This is a genomic window from Nocardia carnea NBRC 14403 (assembly GCF_000308515.1).
GTDB classification, from domain to species: Bacteria; Actinomycetota; Actinomycetes; order Mycobacteriales; family Mycobacteriaceae; genus Nocardia; species Nocardia carnea.
The window spans coordinates 111,134-124,869 of sequence record NZ_BAFV01000051.1 but is presented as its reverse complement, the minus strand read 5'-3'; the positions used below and the strand labels follow the sequence as shown (position 1 = coordinate 124,869).

Below are 13,736 nucleotides of genomic sequence, written 5' to 3'. Positions count from 1 at the left end.
AGTCGACGGTGTACGAACCCGGGGAGGAACTAGTTGGGCAGTTCGCCGGGGTCGAGCGGCTGTGCCGGCAGGTGCGCGGTGATGGTGTCCGAGACCGCCTGCAGCGGGGTCGGGCCGGAGCCGTCGGGAACGGTGAGTGCGATATAGGTTTCGCGATCCACCGCGAACCAGGTGGCGGTCGCGGCGGCGTCGTCGCGGACCTCGAACCATTGGACGCCGTTGACGACCTGCAGCGGGGAAGCCCGGTTGAATTCCAGCGGGCGATCCAGGCCGCAGCGCAACACCACCGCTTCACCGCCTTCCGGCCGCTGCCAGGCCGCCGTCGCGGGTGGCGCGGGTTCGACCAGGGTCGAGCGGGTGAATTCGCCGAAGTCGGCGGGTAGCGCGGGCACCAGGGCAGAGCAGGCGGGGCCGTCGGCTGCGGGCGCGGGGACCGGGCCGAGGGCCAGCGGTTCGCGTTCGACCGGGCCGCGCAGCACGATCCAGGCGGCGACGAGCACACCGACCAGCAGCGCGACCGGTAAAGCGACCGCGGTCGCGATGAGCGCGGGATGGTAGGGCGCGCGTTCGGGAGTCGCGTCGTCCGGAGTGGTGTCGTCCGGGGTCGCGTTGTCGGGGACTGCCGCGTCCGGTGCCCCGTTGTCCGAGGTCTCCGTATTGTTTTCGGGCGATGTCCCCGGCATCCTCGACGATCCTTTCTGCGGTGTGCGGGTATCGGGTGAGCCGCGTCCCGATGCAGTTCTCGGCATCGGCCGGGTGTACCGAGTCCGCTGTGGTGTGTGGCAGGTTCGGCCGTCGTCGCATGGCATCCGATCGGGCCGCCCGGCGGGTGATCTGCGATCCGGTCGTCGCGCGCGGTATGTGGCAGTTGCCGCCACGCCCGGCCACCGGGCACAGGGTACCGTCAGTGCGGAATGTGCCGGTCGACCGGCCGTCGGCCTGCGCCCCCGGTTCCGGTCTGCCGTACTCCGAAACCGTCCGGCCGGGCATCCCGGCCGATGGAGTCGGTGAATCCACAGCCCGCCGGTAGTGGCGGCGAGTGAGAAAGGGTCCTGGCGATCAACACCCCACCGACAGTGCGCGACTTGGGCGAATTCGCCCTGATCGATCGGATCAACGCGGGCCGGGCGCAGGGACCCGCCGTCCGGCTCGGTCCGGGTGACGATGCCGCGGTATTGGCCGCGGCGCGCGGGAACTACGTGGTGAGCACGGATATGTTGATCGAGGACCGGCATTTCCGGCTGGACTGGTCGAACCCGGACGAGATCGGGCGTAAGGCGATCGCGCAGAATGCCGCCGATATCTATGCCATGGGGGCCGAACCCGTGGGCTATGTGATCGGCCTGGGGCTGCCCGGAGATACCCCGGTGGATTTCGTCACTCGGCTCGCGGACGGGTTCTGGGCCGAAGCGCAGCGGGCGGGCGGTTCTGTCGCGGGCGGGGATATCGTGCACAGCGCACAATTGGTGATCTCGGTAACAGCTTTCGGGGATCCGCTGGGCGATCGGCCGGTCACCCGGTCCGGGGCACGGGCCGGGGGCACGGTGGCGATCGCGGGCCGGCCGGGATGGTCCGCGGCAGGTTTCGCACTGTTGTCGCATGCGCATCCGGGCGTCATGCGCGGCTACGAGGATTCGGCCGCCGCGGTGGTGCGGGCCGCAGCCGCCGCGCACCGGGCGCCGCATCCGGCCTACGACCTGGTTCGCGCGGCGATGGGGACCGGTACCCCGCCGGAAGCGCTCACCGATATTTCCGACGGGTTGCTGGCCGATCTCGGACATCTGGCCGCTGCCTCGGGGGTTGCGGTGGCGGTGGATTCCGCCCGCCTGCGCGATCCGGATCTGGAGCTGTGCGCTGCGGAACTGGAAGCCGATGCGGGGCAATGGGTTCTGGCCGGCGGCGAGGATCATGTCTTCGCGGGGGTCTGGGCACCGGGGGTGACACCGCCGGCCGGATGGACCCCGATCGGGCGTATCGAGGCCGGTCGAGGCGTCACCGTGGACGGTGCGCGATACCGGGGTGCGGGCGGCTGGGAGGCCTTCTCCGGCTCGGACTCGGCGAAATCGGACCACTCACGATAGGTTGTGCGGTCATGGGCACGAAACCACTCACGGAAATCATCGATCCGGGCTGGGCGAAAGCATTGGATCCGGTGGCCGACCGGATTGCGGCGATGGGTGAATTCCTGCGTACCGAGAATGCCGCCGGGCGCGGATATCTACCTGCCGGGGAAAATGTGCTGCGTGCCTTCCAGCACCCGTTCGACGATGTGCGAGTGCTGATCGTCGGCCAGGACCCCTATCCGACACCGGGCCACCCCATGGGGTTGAGCTTCTCGGTGGCGCCGGACGTCTCGCCGGTCCCGCGCAGTCTGGCCAATATCTTTGCCGAGTACACCAAGGATCTCGGCCACCCCACGCCCTCGTGCGGGGATCTCAGCCCGTGGTCGGATCAAGGCGTGCTACTGCTGAACCGCGTGCTGACGGTTACGCCGGGCACACCTGCTTCGCATCGCGGCAAGGGCTGGGAAGAGGTCACCGAACAGGCCATCCGCGCCCTGGTGGGCCGGAACGAACCGCTGGTGGCGGTCCTGTGGGGTCGCGATGCCGGCTCGCTGAAACCGGCGCTGGCCCAGGCCGAGGTGCCCTATATCGAATCCGCGCATCCGTCACCGCTGTCGGCATCGCGAGGATTCTTCGGTTCGCGTCCGTTCTCCCGGGTCAACGAACTCCTGGACGAACTCGGCGCGGAACCGGTTGACTGGCGCCTGCCCTGACCGGGCGTCGAAGAAAAACAAGTGAGGAGCACACCATGAATCTGCGCGGCATCACCGCCACGCTCGCGCTGGGCGCCGCCCTGTCCGGCGCCGCCGGGGCGACGGCCGGAGCGGCCCCGCTGACCCTGCAACCGGCCCAGCCGGTCACCGAACCCGCGCCGGTCGCCGAGGATTTCACCTCGTCCGGTTCGTCCACGATCTCCGCATCGGTGAACGCCAAGGGCGCATGCCTGTTCCAGCGGACCCTCAGCGCCATGGACCTGGACTGCTGATTTTGTCCGTTCGTACGGCGTAACGTCCGCATATTTGCGATGCTGCAAATCGTGAGTAATGCGAACAATCTGCTCGATCCCGTCCGGCTGCGACTCCGCGGCGCGGGCGGGATCGAGCTCGTTGCGGACCGATACGGCCCCGCGGACGGCCCCACGGTGCTGTTCCTGCACGGCGGCGGTCAGACCCGCCACTCCTGGAAGCAGACGGGCGCGCAACTCGGCGCCGCGGGAATCCGTGCGGTCACGCTGGACGCGCGCGGACACGGCGACAGCCAATGGGCACTGGATCGCGATTACCGCTACGAGGCCATGGTCGGCGATGTACTCGCGGTACTGGAACAACTGGGCGGCGGCCCGGCGGTCCTGGTCGGCGCGAGTATGGGCGGGATCACCGGGCTGCTGGCCACCGCCGCTCCGGGCGGGGACGCGATCGCCGCGCTGGTCCTGGTCGATATCGTCACCCGGCCCGAACCCGAGGGCGTCGACCGGGTGGTCACCTTCCTCAACAAGAATCCCGAAGGGTTCGCCACGGTGGAGGAGGCCGCCGACGCGGTCGCCGAATATATGCCGCACCGGCCGCGGCCCAAATCCAGCGCCGGCCTGCTACGCAACCTCCGCAAGCGTGACGGGCGCTGGTACTGGCACTGGGATCCGGGCATTCTCGGCGACAAAGGTCACGACCCCGACGAGATGGCGCGCAACCTCGAAGGCGTCGCCCGGGCCCTGACGATCCCGGTGCTCCTGGTCCGGGGGATGAAATCCGATGTCGTCAGCGCCGAAGGCGCCGCCGAATTCCAGGCCCTGGTACCGCACGCGGAAATCGCCGAAATCGGCAATGCCGCCCACACCGCCGCCGGTGACGACAACGACGCGTTCACCGAAGCCGTTACCCGGTTCGTGCTACGCGCCCGGCGCACCTGATTGCCGATGCCGATCGGTTCTCGGTTTGCTGTACCTCCGGGATCCCGGCGTATCGGGGAGACGATAAACAGGTAGATCGTGTGGCCGGGCCGCGATCGATGGGATCGCGGCCCGGGCGGTTCTGCGTAGTTCAGCGGGTCCGGGTCAGCTGAGGCCGGAATAGTCGGGGGCGCGTTTGGCGAGGAACGCGTCGACACCTTCGCGGCCGGTGGGGCTACCGGCGGCCTTGCCCATGGCATCGCGTTCGGCGTCCAACTGTTCGCTCAGGGTCGCAGTGGCGGAGCTGCTGAGCAGGGTGCGAATCGAGGTGTAGCTGGCGCGCGGACCGCGGGCCAGGGTACGGGCGAGCTCTCGAGCGGCGTCCTGGACGGCGTCGTCGCTATCGGCGAGCCGCGCCAGAATACCGAGGCGGTGTGCTTCGGCGGCGTCCAGCACGGTGTCGGTGAGCATGATGTCGCGGGCCTTCGCGAAGCCCACCAGCCGCGGTAGCGTCCAGGACATACCGCCGTCCGGGCTCAACCCGACACCCGGATACGCGGGGCGCAACCGGGTACCCGGTCCACCGACCGCAATATCGGCGGCACACACCAGGCTCATCCCGGCCCCGGCCGCCCACCCGTGCACGGCCGCCACCACCGGAACCGGCGCTGCATCCAGCGCACGGACGAAAACGTGCAGCGTATCGGCAAGCTCGTACAGATGCGCGGAACGGTCGTCGGCGGCGGCGAAACCCCGCACATCACCGCCGGCACAGAAATTGGGACCGGAACCGGTGAGCAGTACGGCGCCCACATCCTTTCCTGCCGCGGCCAGGGCGGCGGTGCCTGCGGCGACTCCCGCGAAATCGAGGGAGGTTCCGCGGGCCGCGGTGGACAGGGTGATCTCCAGTACCCCGTCCTCGATCCGGATGTATTCGGTTTCGGTGCTCATGATCGGCACTCTACTGCCGGGCGAACCAACCTGATCTCGGTCGTGGTGGCGAACCGTTCGGCCCGGGCGGTGCCATCGGGGACGAAACCGTACTTGCCGTAGAAGGCGCGGGCCCGCGGATTCTGTTCGAAAACCCACAGCGAGCAGGACTTGTCCGGTTCCAGCACAGCGTCCAGTAAGGCCTGTGCGAGCCCGGTGCCGTACCACGGTGCCCGGACATACAACGCGCCCAGTTCCCGCTCCGCGGCCGCGGGATACTCACTCGGCGGGCCGTAATGGACGAACCCGATCACCTCGCTACCGGATTCTGCGACCAGAATGGTCCCGGTGGGGTGCCGGGCGATCCGTTCCACGGTGGCGGCGCGGCGATCCGTATCCAGAGCTGCCAGTACATGCTCGGGTACCAGCCCTTGATAAGCTTCGCGCCAGCAGGCGATATGGCAGACAGCCAGCGCATGGGCATGGGCTGGTGCGAGGGGAACTATCTGCCACAGCGGTCCGGACCCCGGCTGCGCTGCACTGTTCGGACCGATGGACGACCCTCCGACCGGATGCCCCCACGAACTCGCCCCGGCTGTCATGAGACATCCGGGGCGAGGCTGTGTTCAAAAATCTGTGACCGATACGGCAGTAGGCAGCTTTCGCCCGCAACCGCCGCGCCTCGGACCACAGGCGATCGGCGCGGCTCAGCCGCGGACGACCTTGCCCGCCTTCAGGCAGGAGGTGCACACGTTCATCCGGCGAGTGTTACCCGGGGCGACCTGTGCACGCACGGTCTGGATATTCGGGTTCCAGCGACGGTTGGTGCGCCGGTGCGAATGCGAGACCGACTTCCCGAAGCCGGGGCCCTTGGCGCAGACGTCGCAGACGGCAGCCATAGTCGCGAACTCCTTCATGTCTTCAGAGGGACCTGCCACCGGTACGATGGCCGATCCGAGATCAATGTGTTCCTGCCTGCCGGGCAACCCCGGGGAGCGCAGACCGAATCCGATCGCGCCAGGCAACCCTGCAAGAGTAGCCCGACCCGCATTGATCCACAAAACCGGGGGTGAACACCGCCGTGACCGCGCGGGCCGCCTACCCGGGCAGCCGGCTCCATCGCACCGGCCGCCGCGCACCCGCCGGTTCATATGCATCGGCGGCGTGGGATCTCCGCCGGTCACGTGTGGCGATGTCTTGCGGCGCTGCCTGCCGTGACCGGCCGGTCGTCGAGAAGGTGGATCAACTGTGATGCCGAAAGATGTGCCGATCTCATCCGAGCGGTATTGCTCGTGCGCGGCCGCTACCGCCCTGCCGGACCCCGACGCATTCCCACAGAAGCGCCGTGGGCGGAATCCGGGCATATCCGCAGCGGCGTCCGGTTGTTGCGCACCAGGTCCGCGATGTCGGGCACTCCCGCTAACCTGGCGGCGAAGAATCCGATGACCAGGAACGAGGTGACGGTGCCCGAAACTCGGCAGGTGAGCGGTGTTCCGGAGGTTCTGCGCCCGGGGGTCGACGGTGCACGGGTTGCGGGTGAACGGGGTACGCGGATACCGGATTCCGGGGATCTCGATACCGGGCTGGACGGAGCGGAATTCCTGCGGTGGGGTCGCGTCTGTGTCGCGGCCTTGGAGCGGGCGCGTGCGGAGATCGACGGGCTCAATGTGTTCCCCGTCCCGGACTCCGATACCGGACGGAATCTGCTGGCGACCATGCGTGCCGCCCTCATGGAGGCGGATGCCGCCGCGGACACGGTGGATGCCGCCGCCGGGCCCGGCGGCGTAACTGCACGCCGACCGCTGACCGATGGCGCGGGGGGAATCGCCGGGGAAACGACGAGCCGCGGTGGTCGGCCGGTAGGCCGGGTTCACCCGTACGCCACCGCGATGGCGCGGGGAGCGACCTCCGGAGCACGGGGGAATTCGGGAATCATCCTGTCGCAGGTATTGCGCGGGATCGCGGAGTCCACCGCGGACAGCGGGCTGACCGGCGAGGCCTACCGGGATGGACTCGCCCGGGCGGCGGCGCTGGTCCGGGACAGTTTGAGCGAACCGGTGGAAGGAACCATCCTCACTGTGCTCGACCGGGCGAGCGCCGCGGCGCGCGAATGCCCCGAGGGCGGGCTGGCCGCGGTGGCTCGCGCCGCCGCCGAGGGCGCAGCGCAGGCACTGGAACAGACCCGCGACCAGCTTGCGGTCTTGCGTGCGGCCGGGGTGGTGGACGCGGGTGCACGCGGGCTGCTGGTGTTGCTGGACACGATGGTCGCCGTGGTGACCGGGGACGTACCCGCTCGGCGCGAATATCCGCCGGCGACCCATACGCCCCGCGTGGGCCACGGGCAGGTCGCTCCGGAGCCGGTGCGCTACGAGGTGATGTACCGGGTCACCGGTGCCGAAGCAAGCCGTGTCGCCGAGTTGCGTTCGCGGCTTGCGCGACTGGGTGATTCCGTGGTCGTGGCGGCCGACGGTGCCCGGGGCTCGGCGATTCATGTCCACTGCGCGGAGGCCGGGGCCGCGGTCGAAGCCGGGATGGCTGCGGGGGCGGTACGGGACATCCGGATCGAATACCTTGCCGACTCCGCAGAATGCTGTACGTCCGAGCCCGCAACGGTCGCGGACGATCGCGATATGCCGACGAATGCGGCCAGGTCGGGCGCGGTGGATCGTGGCGTGCTGGCGGTTGCGGCGGGGGTAGGGGCGACCGGTCTGTTCGAGGCGGCCGGTGCGGTGGTGCTCGATGCGGAGCCGGCGTTGGAATCCGCGGCGCTGCTCGCGGCGATCCGGGAGATGCCGCACCGGGAGGTACTGGTGTTGCCGAACGGTGCGCTACCGGCCCACGAACTGGTGGCGGTCGGGGTCGCGGCCCGCGACGCGCACCGCGATGTTCTGCTGCTACCCAGCGCCAGCATGGTGCAGGGGCTGGCAGCGATGGCGGTACACGATCGGGCGCGGATAGCGGTCGACGATGCCTTCGCCATGTCCGAAGCCGCCGCGGGTACCCGATGGGGTGCGCTGCGCCGGGCCGGGGAACGCGCGCTGACCATGGTCGGAACCTGTGCGCCCGGCGACGGGCTGGGGCTGGTCGGCCACGATGTGGTGGTGATCGACCGGGATACCCACGCCGCGGGACAGACCCTGCTGGACCGGATGCTGGGGCTGGGTGGCGAATTGGTGACCCTCCTGGTCGGTGCGGGTGCACCGGAGGGGCTGGCCGCGGATCTCGCGCAGCATATCGGCACCGAATTCCCCGGTGTCGAGGTCTCGGTGTATTCCGGGGGCCAGCGCGGGGATCTGATACAGATCGGTGTGGAATGAGTAGGCGGCCCACCGCGGGCCGGTGGCGACCGGCCGATCACCATCGCGGAGCCGTGCAGAGCGATGTGGCCGGATCCGCCCCGGAGCCCGACTGTGGACTGCGAGCCGAGTACGCGAACGAACTCGGGCGGAGGGAGAGGGCGGCAGTGAGCGGAGTGATATGGCTACCTTGAGCGATCGGCTCGACCACGTGCTGGGGGCGAAGGCCGCCGGATCGCTGTCGGATGCGTTCGATATGCGCACCGTGGAGGATCTGCTGCGCCACTACCCGCTGCGGTATGCCACTCAGGGCCAGCCCCTCACCGAGGAAGCGCCCGAGGACGGTGCGCACATCACGGTGATCGGGCGGATCACCAAGGCCGAGCTGCGGCCGATGCGGCAGCGGCGCGGCTCGTTGCTGAAGGTGGTCCTCGATACCGGTTCCGGTCGCGGGGTGGACGTCACCTTCTTCAACGGTGACAAGGTGAAATACGCGGTGCGCGAGGGCGCCCGGGCGATGATGTCGGGGACCGTGAACTACTGGCGCCCCGGACAATGGAACCTCAGCCACCCCGGGTATCTGATCCTGCCGGAAGCCGACGGCGACGAGCCGACACTGACCACCGTGCGCGGCGGCGGGGATCTGCGGGGGATCGCACAGAGCGCGAAAGGCTCGGGCGGGGTGGATATGTCGTTCTTCGAACGCGAATTCATCCCGGTGTACCCGGCCACCGCGAAGGTACAGAGCTGGGAGATCCTGGCCTGTGTCCGGCAGGTGCTGGACCAGCTCGACCCGGTCGAGGATCCACTGCCGGCCGATGTGCGCGACGAGCGCGCGCTGATGCCGGTGAGCGATGCGTTGCGGCTGATCCATCTGCCGGAACAGCAGGCCGATATCGAGCGGGCCCGGGAACGGCTGCGATTCGACGAGGCGCTGGCATTGCAACTGGTACTCGCCGAACGGAGGCACGAGGTATCCGGCCGGACGGCTCGTGCCTGCCCACCGCGGCGGGACGGTATCGCCGCCGCCTTCGACGAGCGGTTACCGTTCGAACTGACCGAGGGGCAGCGTCAGGTGATCACGGAGATATCCGCCGACCTTTCCCGTGAGCAGCCGATGCACCGGCTGCTGCAGGGGGAGGTGGGGTCGGGGAAGACCATCGTCGCCCTGCACGCGATGCTGCAGGTCGTCGACGCAGGTCAGCAATGCGCCCTGCTCGCGCCCACCGAGGTTCTCGCCGCCCAGCACTATCGGTCCCTGTGCGGGATGCTGGGCGATCTCGGGCAGGCCGGTGAACTCGGTGCGGCCGAGACGGCGACCCGGGTCACGCTCGTCACCGGATCGATGTCGACCGCCACCAAGCGGGCGGCGTTGCTGGCAGCGGTGACCGGGGAGGCCGGGATCGTGATCGGTACCCATGCGCTGATCCAGGATTCGGTGGAGTTCTTCGACCTGGGCATGGTGGTGGTCGACGAACAGCATCGTTTCGGAGTGGAACAGCGGGACGCATTGCGCGCCAAGGCGAAAGACGGGATATCCCCGCACCTGCTGGTGATGACCGCGACCCCGATTCCGCGCACCATCGCCATGACCACGCTCGGGGATCTGGAAACCTCCACCCTCACCCAGTTACCGCGCGGCCGCTCCCCGATCGCCTCGAAAGTGGTGCCCCGCCGCGTCCACCCCAACTGGGTGGATCGGGCATGGGAGCGGATCACCGAGGAAGTGGCGGCCGGCCGGCAGGCGTATGTCGTGTGCTCACGTATCGGCGACGATGAGGACGGCGGCGGTACCCGCGGGAAGAGTGGAAAAACGCGCGGTGCGGATTCCGGGAAGGAACCGCCCACCACCCAGTCCGTGCTGGACGTTTTCGATCGGCTGCGCACCGGGCCGCTGGCGCACCTGCGGATCGGATTGCTGCACGGCCGGTTGCCGGCCGATGAAAAAGACCAGGTGATGCGCGATTTCAATGCCGGCGATATCGATGTGCTGGTCTGTACGACCGTCGTCGAAGTCGGCGTGGACGTGCCGAACGCGACCGTGATGGTGATCGTGGACGCCGACCGGTTCGGCGTGAGCCAGCTGCACCAGTTGCGTGGCCGGATCGGCCGCGGCGAACACCCGGGCTTGTGCCTGTTGATCACCGACGCGGCGCCCGGCGGGCCGGCGATGACCCGGCTGGAAGCGGTGGCAGCGACCACCGACGGTTTCGAGTTGTCGGTGCTCGATCTGCGGCAGCGGCGCGAGGGCGATGTGCTGGGCTCCGCGCAGTCCGGAACGGCGCGCTCGCTGCGGCTGCTGTCGCTGCTCGACGATCTCGAGGTCATCACCACCGCCCAGGAACTCGCGCGCACCTTGGTCGCCGATGATCCGGGCCTCACCGGACACCCGGGTCTGGCGGCGATGATGCACGCCGCCGTCGATTCGGAACGACTGGAATACCTGGCGAAATCCTGAGCGTGCGGCCCCGATGCTGGACCGTTGCCGAAATTTGTTGCGGCAAGAGGGAACCGGTGTGCACCCGGCAGCGTCAAATCTGGCACAGAGCAACGGCGAGGGAAAGGGTTGGGCGGTATGAGACCAGAGCAAGGGTGCCGTGCGGTCCGGCGGCGATCGCCGGTTCCGCAGCGAGGGGTTCGTCCGGTGTTGCGTATTACGCGGCACTGCCCGGAATGTGCTGCGACCGAACGGATGAAGCGCCGCGAGTCCGGGGCAGGAGAGCTGGAGGGCTGACCCGGCCGGGCCGTATACCCCGTGGGTGGCCCGGGTAGAAAGAATCTCGACTGCGATCAGCGCACAGTGCGGCCGGCTCGGCGACCGTACTGTGCGGTTACACCTCCGCCTCGGCCGGGGCGGCACCGTTCGGGCGCGACCCGGCCGGGCGGCATCAGGTCAGCGCACGCGCTGCGCGGCGGCGACCATATTGCGCAGTGACGCTTCGACCTCAGCGGTACCGCGGGTCTTGAGCCCACAATCCGGGTTCACCCAGAGCCGTTCGGCGGGAACGGCTTTCAAAGCCGCCCGGAGGGCGGTGGTGATCTCCTCGGTGCTCGGCACCCGGGGGGAGTGAATATCGTAGACACCGGGGCCGACCCCCGCAGCGAAGCCGGCGGCATTCAGGTCGTCGAGAACCTCCATATGCGACCGTGCAGCCTCGATCGAGGTCACATCCGCGTCCAGGCCGGCGATCGCATCGATCACCTCACCGAATTCCGAGTAGCACAGATGGGTGTGGATCTGGAGGGAATCGGCGACCCCGGAGGTCGCCAGCCGGAACGCGCCGACCGACCATTCCAGGTAGTCCGGCTGGTCGGCGGTGCGCAGGGGCAGCAGCTCGCGCAGTGCCGGTTCGTCCACCTGGATGATCCGGATGCCCGCGTTCTGCAGGTCGACGGTTTCGTCCCGGATGGCCAGCGCGACCTGGCGCGCCGATTCCGCGAGCGGCTGGTCGTCGCGGACGAAGGACCAGGCCAGGATGGTGACGGGTCCGGTGAGCATGCCCTTCACCGGTTTGCCGGTGAGCGATTGGGCGTAGCCGATCCAGTCGACCGTCATCGGTGCGGGCCGGGAGACGTCGCCGAACAGGATCGGCGGGCGCACGCAGCGGGTGCCGTAGGACTGCACCCAGCCCAGTTCGGTGGCCGCGAAACCGTCGAGCTGTTCCGCGAAGTACTGCACCATATCGTTGCGTTCGGGTTCGCCGTGCACCAGCACGTCGAGCCCGAGCTGCTCCTGCAGGGCGATGACCTCGGCGATTTCCGCCCGCATCCGGCGCTCGTATTCGGTCCGGTCGATCTCGCCCTCGCGGAGCTCCGCCCGGGCCAGCCGGATCGCGGTGGTCTGCGGGTAGGAGCCGATCGTGGTGGTGGGCAGGGCAGGCAACTGCAGCCGGTCCTGCTGCAGGGACCGGCGCTGAGCGGCCGGGCCACGTTCGGTGGCGTCCGGGCCGAGAGCGGCCAGGCGGGCCCGAACCCGGGAGTCGGCGATTCGCGGATCGGACCGGCGGCTCGCGATCGCGGCGCGGGCCTGCGCGAGTTCGGCCGCCACGGCCTGGGTTCCGGTGTTCAGCCCCGCGGCCAGCACCCGGACCTCCGCGACTTTTTCGGTGCCGAAGGCAAGCCAGGAGCGCAGCGCTTCGTCGAGGTGTGTTTCCACGGCGAGGGTGTAGGGCACGTGCAGCAGGGAGCACGAGGTCGAAACCGCGACCGATTTCCCACTGCCGAGCAGCGTGGCGAGGGTGGACAGGGCGTGGTCCAGGTCGGTGCGCCAGACATTACGGCCGTCGACGACACCGGCGACCAGCGTTTTACCCGCCAGAGCAGGAACGGCGGCCGCATCGTCGACCGTACCGCCGGCGACCAGGTCGATCGCGAGTCCTTCCACATCGGTTCCGGCGAGGGCTCCCAGCGCGGGTCCGGGGCTGCCGAAGTAGGTGGCGACCAGGACGGCCGGGCGGTCGGCCGGTTCCGTCAGCTCGGCGTAGACCTGCCGGACCACCGCGAGTTCCTCCGCGGTGAGGTCGGTGACCAGGGCGGGTTCGTCGAGCTGTACCCAGGTCGCGCCCGCCGCGGCGAGCAGTCCGAGCAGGTCCCGGTAGAGCGGGACCAGCTCACCGACGCGGTCCAGTGCGGCGGTGCCCACCGATTTCGAGAGTTTCAGGAAGGTGATCGGGCCGATGACGACCGGACGCGCCGGAACACCGAGTTCGATCGCTTCGCGCAGTTGCGCCAGCAATTCGCCGGGGTGCAGCGAGAAGGCGGTGTGTGGACCGATCTCGGGGACCAGGTAGTGGTAGTTGGTATCGAACCATTTGGTCATCTCGAGTGGTTCCACCGAATCCGTACCGCGGGCCGCGGCGAAATAGCGGTCCAGCGGGTCGGCGATATCGGCGACCCGCGGCGGCAACGCGCCCAGCAGTGCGGCCGTATCGAGCATCTGGTCGTAGTAGGAGAAGGTGCCGACGGGGATCGAATCCAGGCCCGCGGCCTGGAGCTCGGCGTACTGGTCGCGGCGCAGGGCCCGCCCGGTCTCGTGGAGACGGCCGGCGTCGATACGCCCGGCCCAATAGGATTCGGTCGCGCGTTTGAGCTCCCGGCGCGGCCCCACCCGGGGCAGGCCGAGAACCGTTGCGGTGAACGGATTGTGCGAAATAGCAGTCACGGTGTTCTCCAGTGCTGACGTTCGACCGGCCATCGCCTTACGCGGGTGCACGGACACCACTGAAAACCCGGACCGCCGCGCGCGGCGGGAGCGTTTCAGCACTGGTGGACCGCGGCGCCCAATCCTCGAGGCGGTGGCCACCGGATACGGCGTACCCGGTACAACCGGCAGGTCTTCGGACTCGCGGGCTCCGGCCCATCGGCCGACCTACTGGCCGTCGCTTCCCGGGCTGTGCGCCCAGTGCTGATGACGGCGTTCGTTCTCGCTCACCGCTGCGGGACAGTTCCGGATTTCCACCGGATTCCCTCTCACCCGCTCGTTGCGGGTTTCGACGCCGGGGCGATCGTCCGGGGCTCCGGGTCGACCGGCCGGCGAACCAGCTGCGTCATCCACCATAGCCC

Annotated in this window: 11 protein-coding genes and 1 riboswitch; of the genes, 6 read left to right on the top strand and 5 right to left on the bottom strand. The window is 69.0% G+C overall.

Annotated features, from left to right (window positions below; genetic code table 11):
- Positions 1-29: 29 nt before the first annotated feature.
- Positions 30-683, bottom strand: coding sequence for a DUF3515 domain-containing protein (locus ON22_RS17855; protein ID WP_081595651.1), 654 nt, complete (start codon positions 681-683; stop codon positions 30-32).
- Positions 684-1,076: 393 nt separating this feature from the next.
- On the opposite strand from ON22_RS17855, the gene ON22_RS17845 reads away from it, so the two are divergent.
- The 4 genes from ON22_RS17845 to ON22_RS17830 are packed head-to-tail and all read left to right on the top strand — an operon-like array spanning position 1,077 to position 3,969.
- On the top strand, positions 1,077-2,081 hold the full coding sequence (locus ON22_RS17845) for a thiamine-phosphate kinase (protein ID WP_051157745.1): 1,005 nt from the start codon (positions 1,077-1,079) through the stop codon (positions 2,079-2,081).
- An 11-nt stretch (positions 2,082-2,092) separates the two neighbouring features.
- Positions 2,093-2,776, top strand: a complete 684-nt coding sequence (locus ON22_RS17840) for a uracil-DNA glycosylase (RefSeq protein WP_033241347.1) — start codon at positions 2,093-2,095, stop codon at positions 2,774-2,776.
- 35 nt (positions 2,777-2,811) lie between these two features.
- Positions 2,812-3,048, top strand: coding sequence for a hypothetical protein (locus ON22_RS17835; protein ID WP_033241348.1), 237 nt, complete (start codon positions 2,812-2,814; stop codon positions 3,046-3,048).
- Positions 3,049-3,099: 51 nt separating this feature from the next.
- On the top strand, positions 3,100-3,969 hold the full coding sequence (locus ON22_RS17830) for an alpha/beta fold hydrolase (RefSeq protein ID WP_033242192.1): 870 nt from the start codon (positions 3,100-3,102) through the stop codon (positions 3,967-3,969).
- A gap of 144 nt (positions 3,970-4,113) precedes the next feature.
- Here the strand turns inward: ON22_RS17830 and ON22_RS17825 are convergent, their stop codons facing one another.
- The 3 genes from ON22_RS17825 to rpmB all read right to left on the bottom strand — a co-directional run bounded on the left by ON22_RS17825 (position 4,114) and on the right by rpmB (position 5,777).
- Positions 4,114-4,899, bottom strand: coding sequence for an enoyl-CoA hydratase/isomerase family protein (locus tag ON22_RS17825; protein WP_033241349.1), 786 nt, complete (start codon positions 4,897-4,899; stop codon positions 4,114-4,116).
- A complete protein-coding gene (locus ON22_RS17820) occupies positions 4,896-5,480 on the bottom strand; it encodes a GNAT family N-acetyltransferase (protein ID WP_081595650.1) in 585 nt (194 codons plus the stop codon). Before ON22_RS17820 ends, ON22_RS17825 begins: the two co-directional genes overlap by 4 nt.
- Positions 5,481-5,585: 105 nt before the next feature.
- Complete coding sequence (gene rpmB, locus ON22_RS17815; protein ID WP_011210730.1) at positions 5,586-5,777, bottom strand: 50S ribosomal protein L28; 192 nt, start codon at positions 5,775-5,777, stop codon at positions 5,586-5,588.
- A 543-nt stretch (positions 5,778-6,320) separates the two neighbouring features.
- Between rpmB and ON22_RS17805 the strand changes: the two genes are divergently transcribed.
- Both ON22_RS17805 and recG read left to right on the top strand, forming a co-directional pair.
- Positions 6,321-8,195, top strand: coding sequence for a DAK2 domain-containing protein (locus ON22_RS17805; RefSeq protein ID WP_081595656.1), 1,875 nt, complete (start codon positions 6,321-6,323; stop codon positions 8,193-8,195).
- A gap of 160 nt (positions 8,196-8,355) precedes the next feature.
- On the top strand, positions 8,356-10,632 hold the full coding sequence (gene recG / locus ON22_RS17800; RefSeq protein ID WP_033241351.1) for an ATP-dependent DNA helicase RecG: 2,277 nt from the start codon (positions 8,356-8,358) through the stop codon (positions 10,630-10,632).
- Positions 10,633-11,067: 435 nt separating this feature from the next.
- On the opposite strand, the gene metE is transcribed toward recG, so the two are convergent.
- The gene (gene metE / locus ON22_RS17795) at positions 11,068-13,368 is read right to left on the bottom strand and encodes a 5-methyltetrahydropteroyltriglutamate--homocysteine S-methyltransferase (RefSeq protein ID WP_051157743.1); all 2,301 of its coding nucleotides are present in this window, start codon (positions 13,366-13,368) and stop codon (positions 11,068-11,070) included.
- Between the two features lie 116 nt (positions 13,369-13,484).
- Positions 13,485-13,667, bottom strand: a riboswitch (cobalamin riboswitch).
- Between the last annotated feature and the right edge of the window lie 69 nt (positions 13,668-13,736).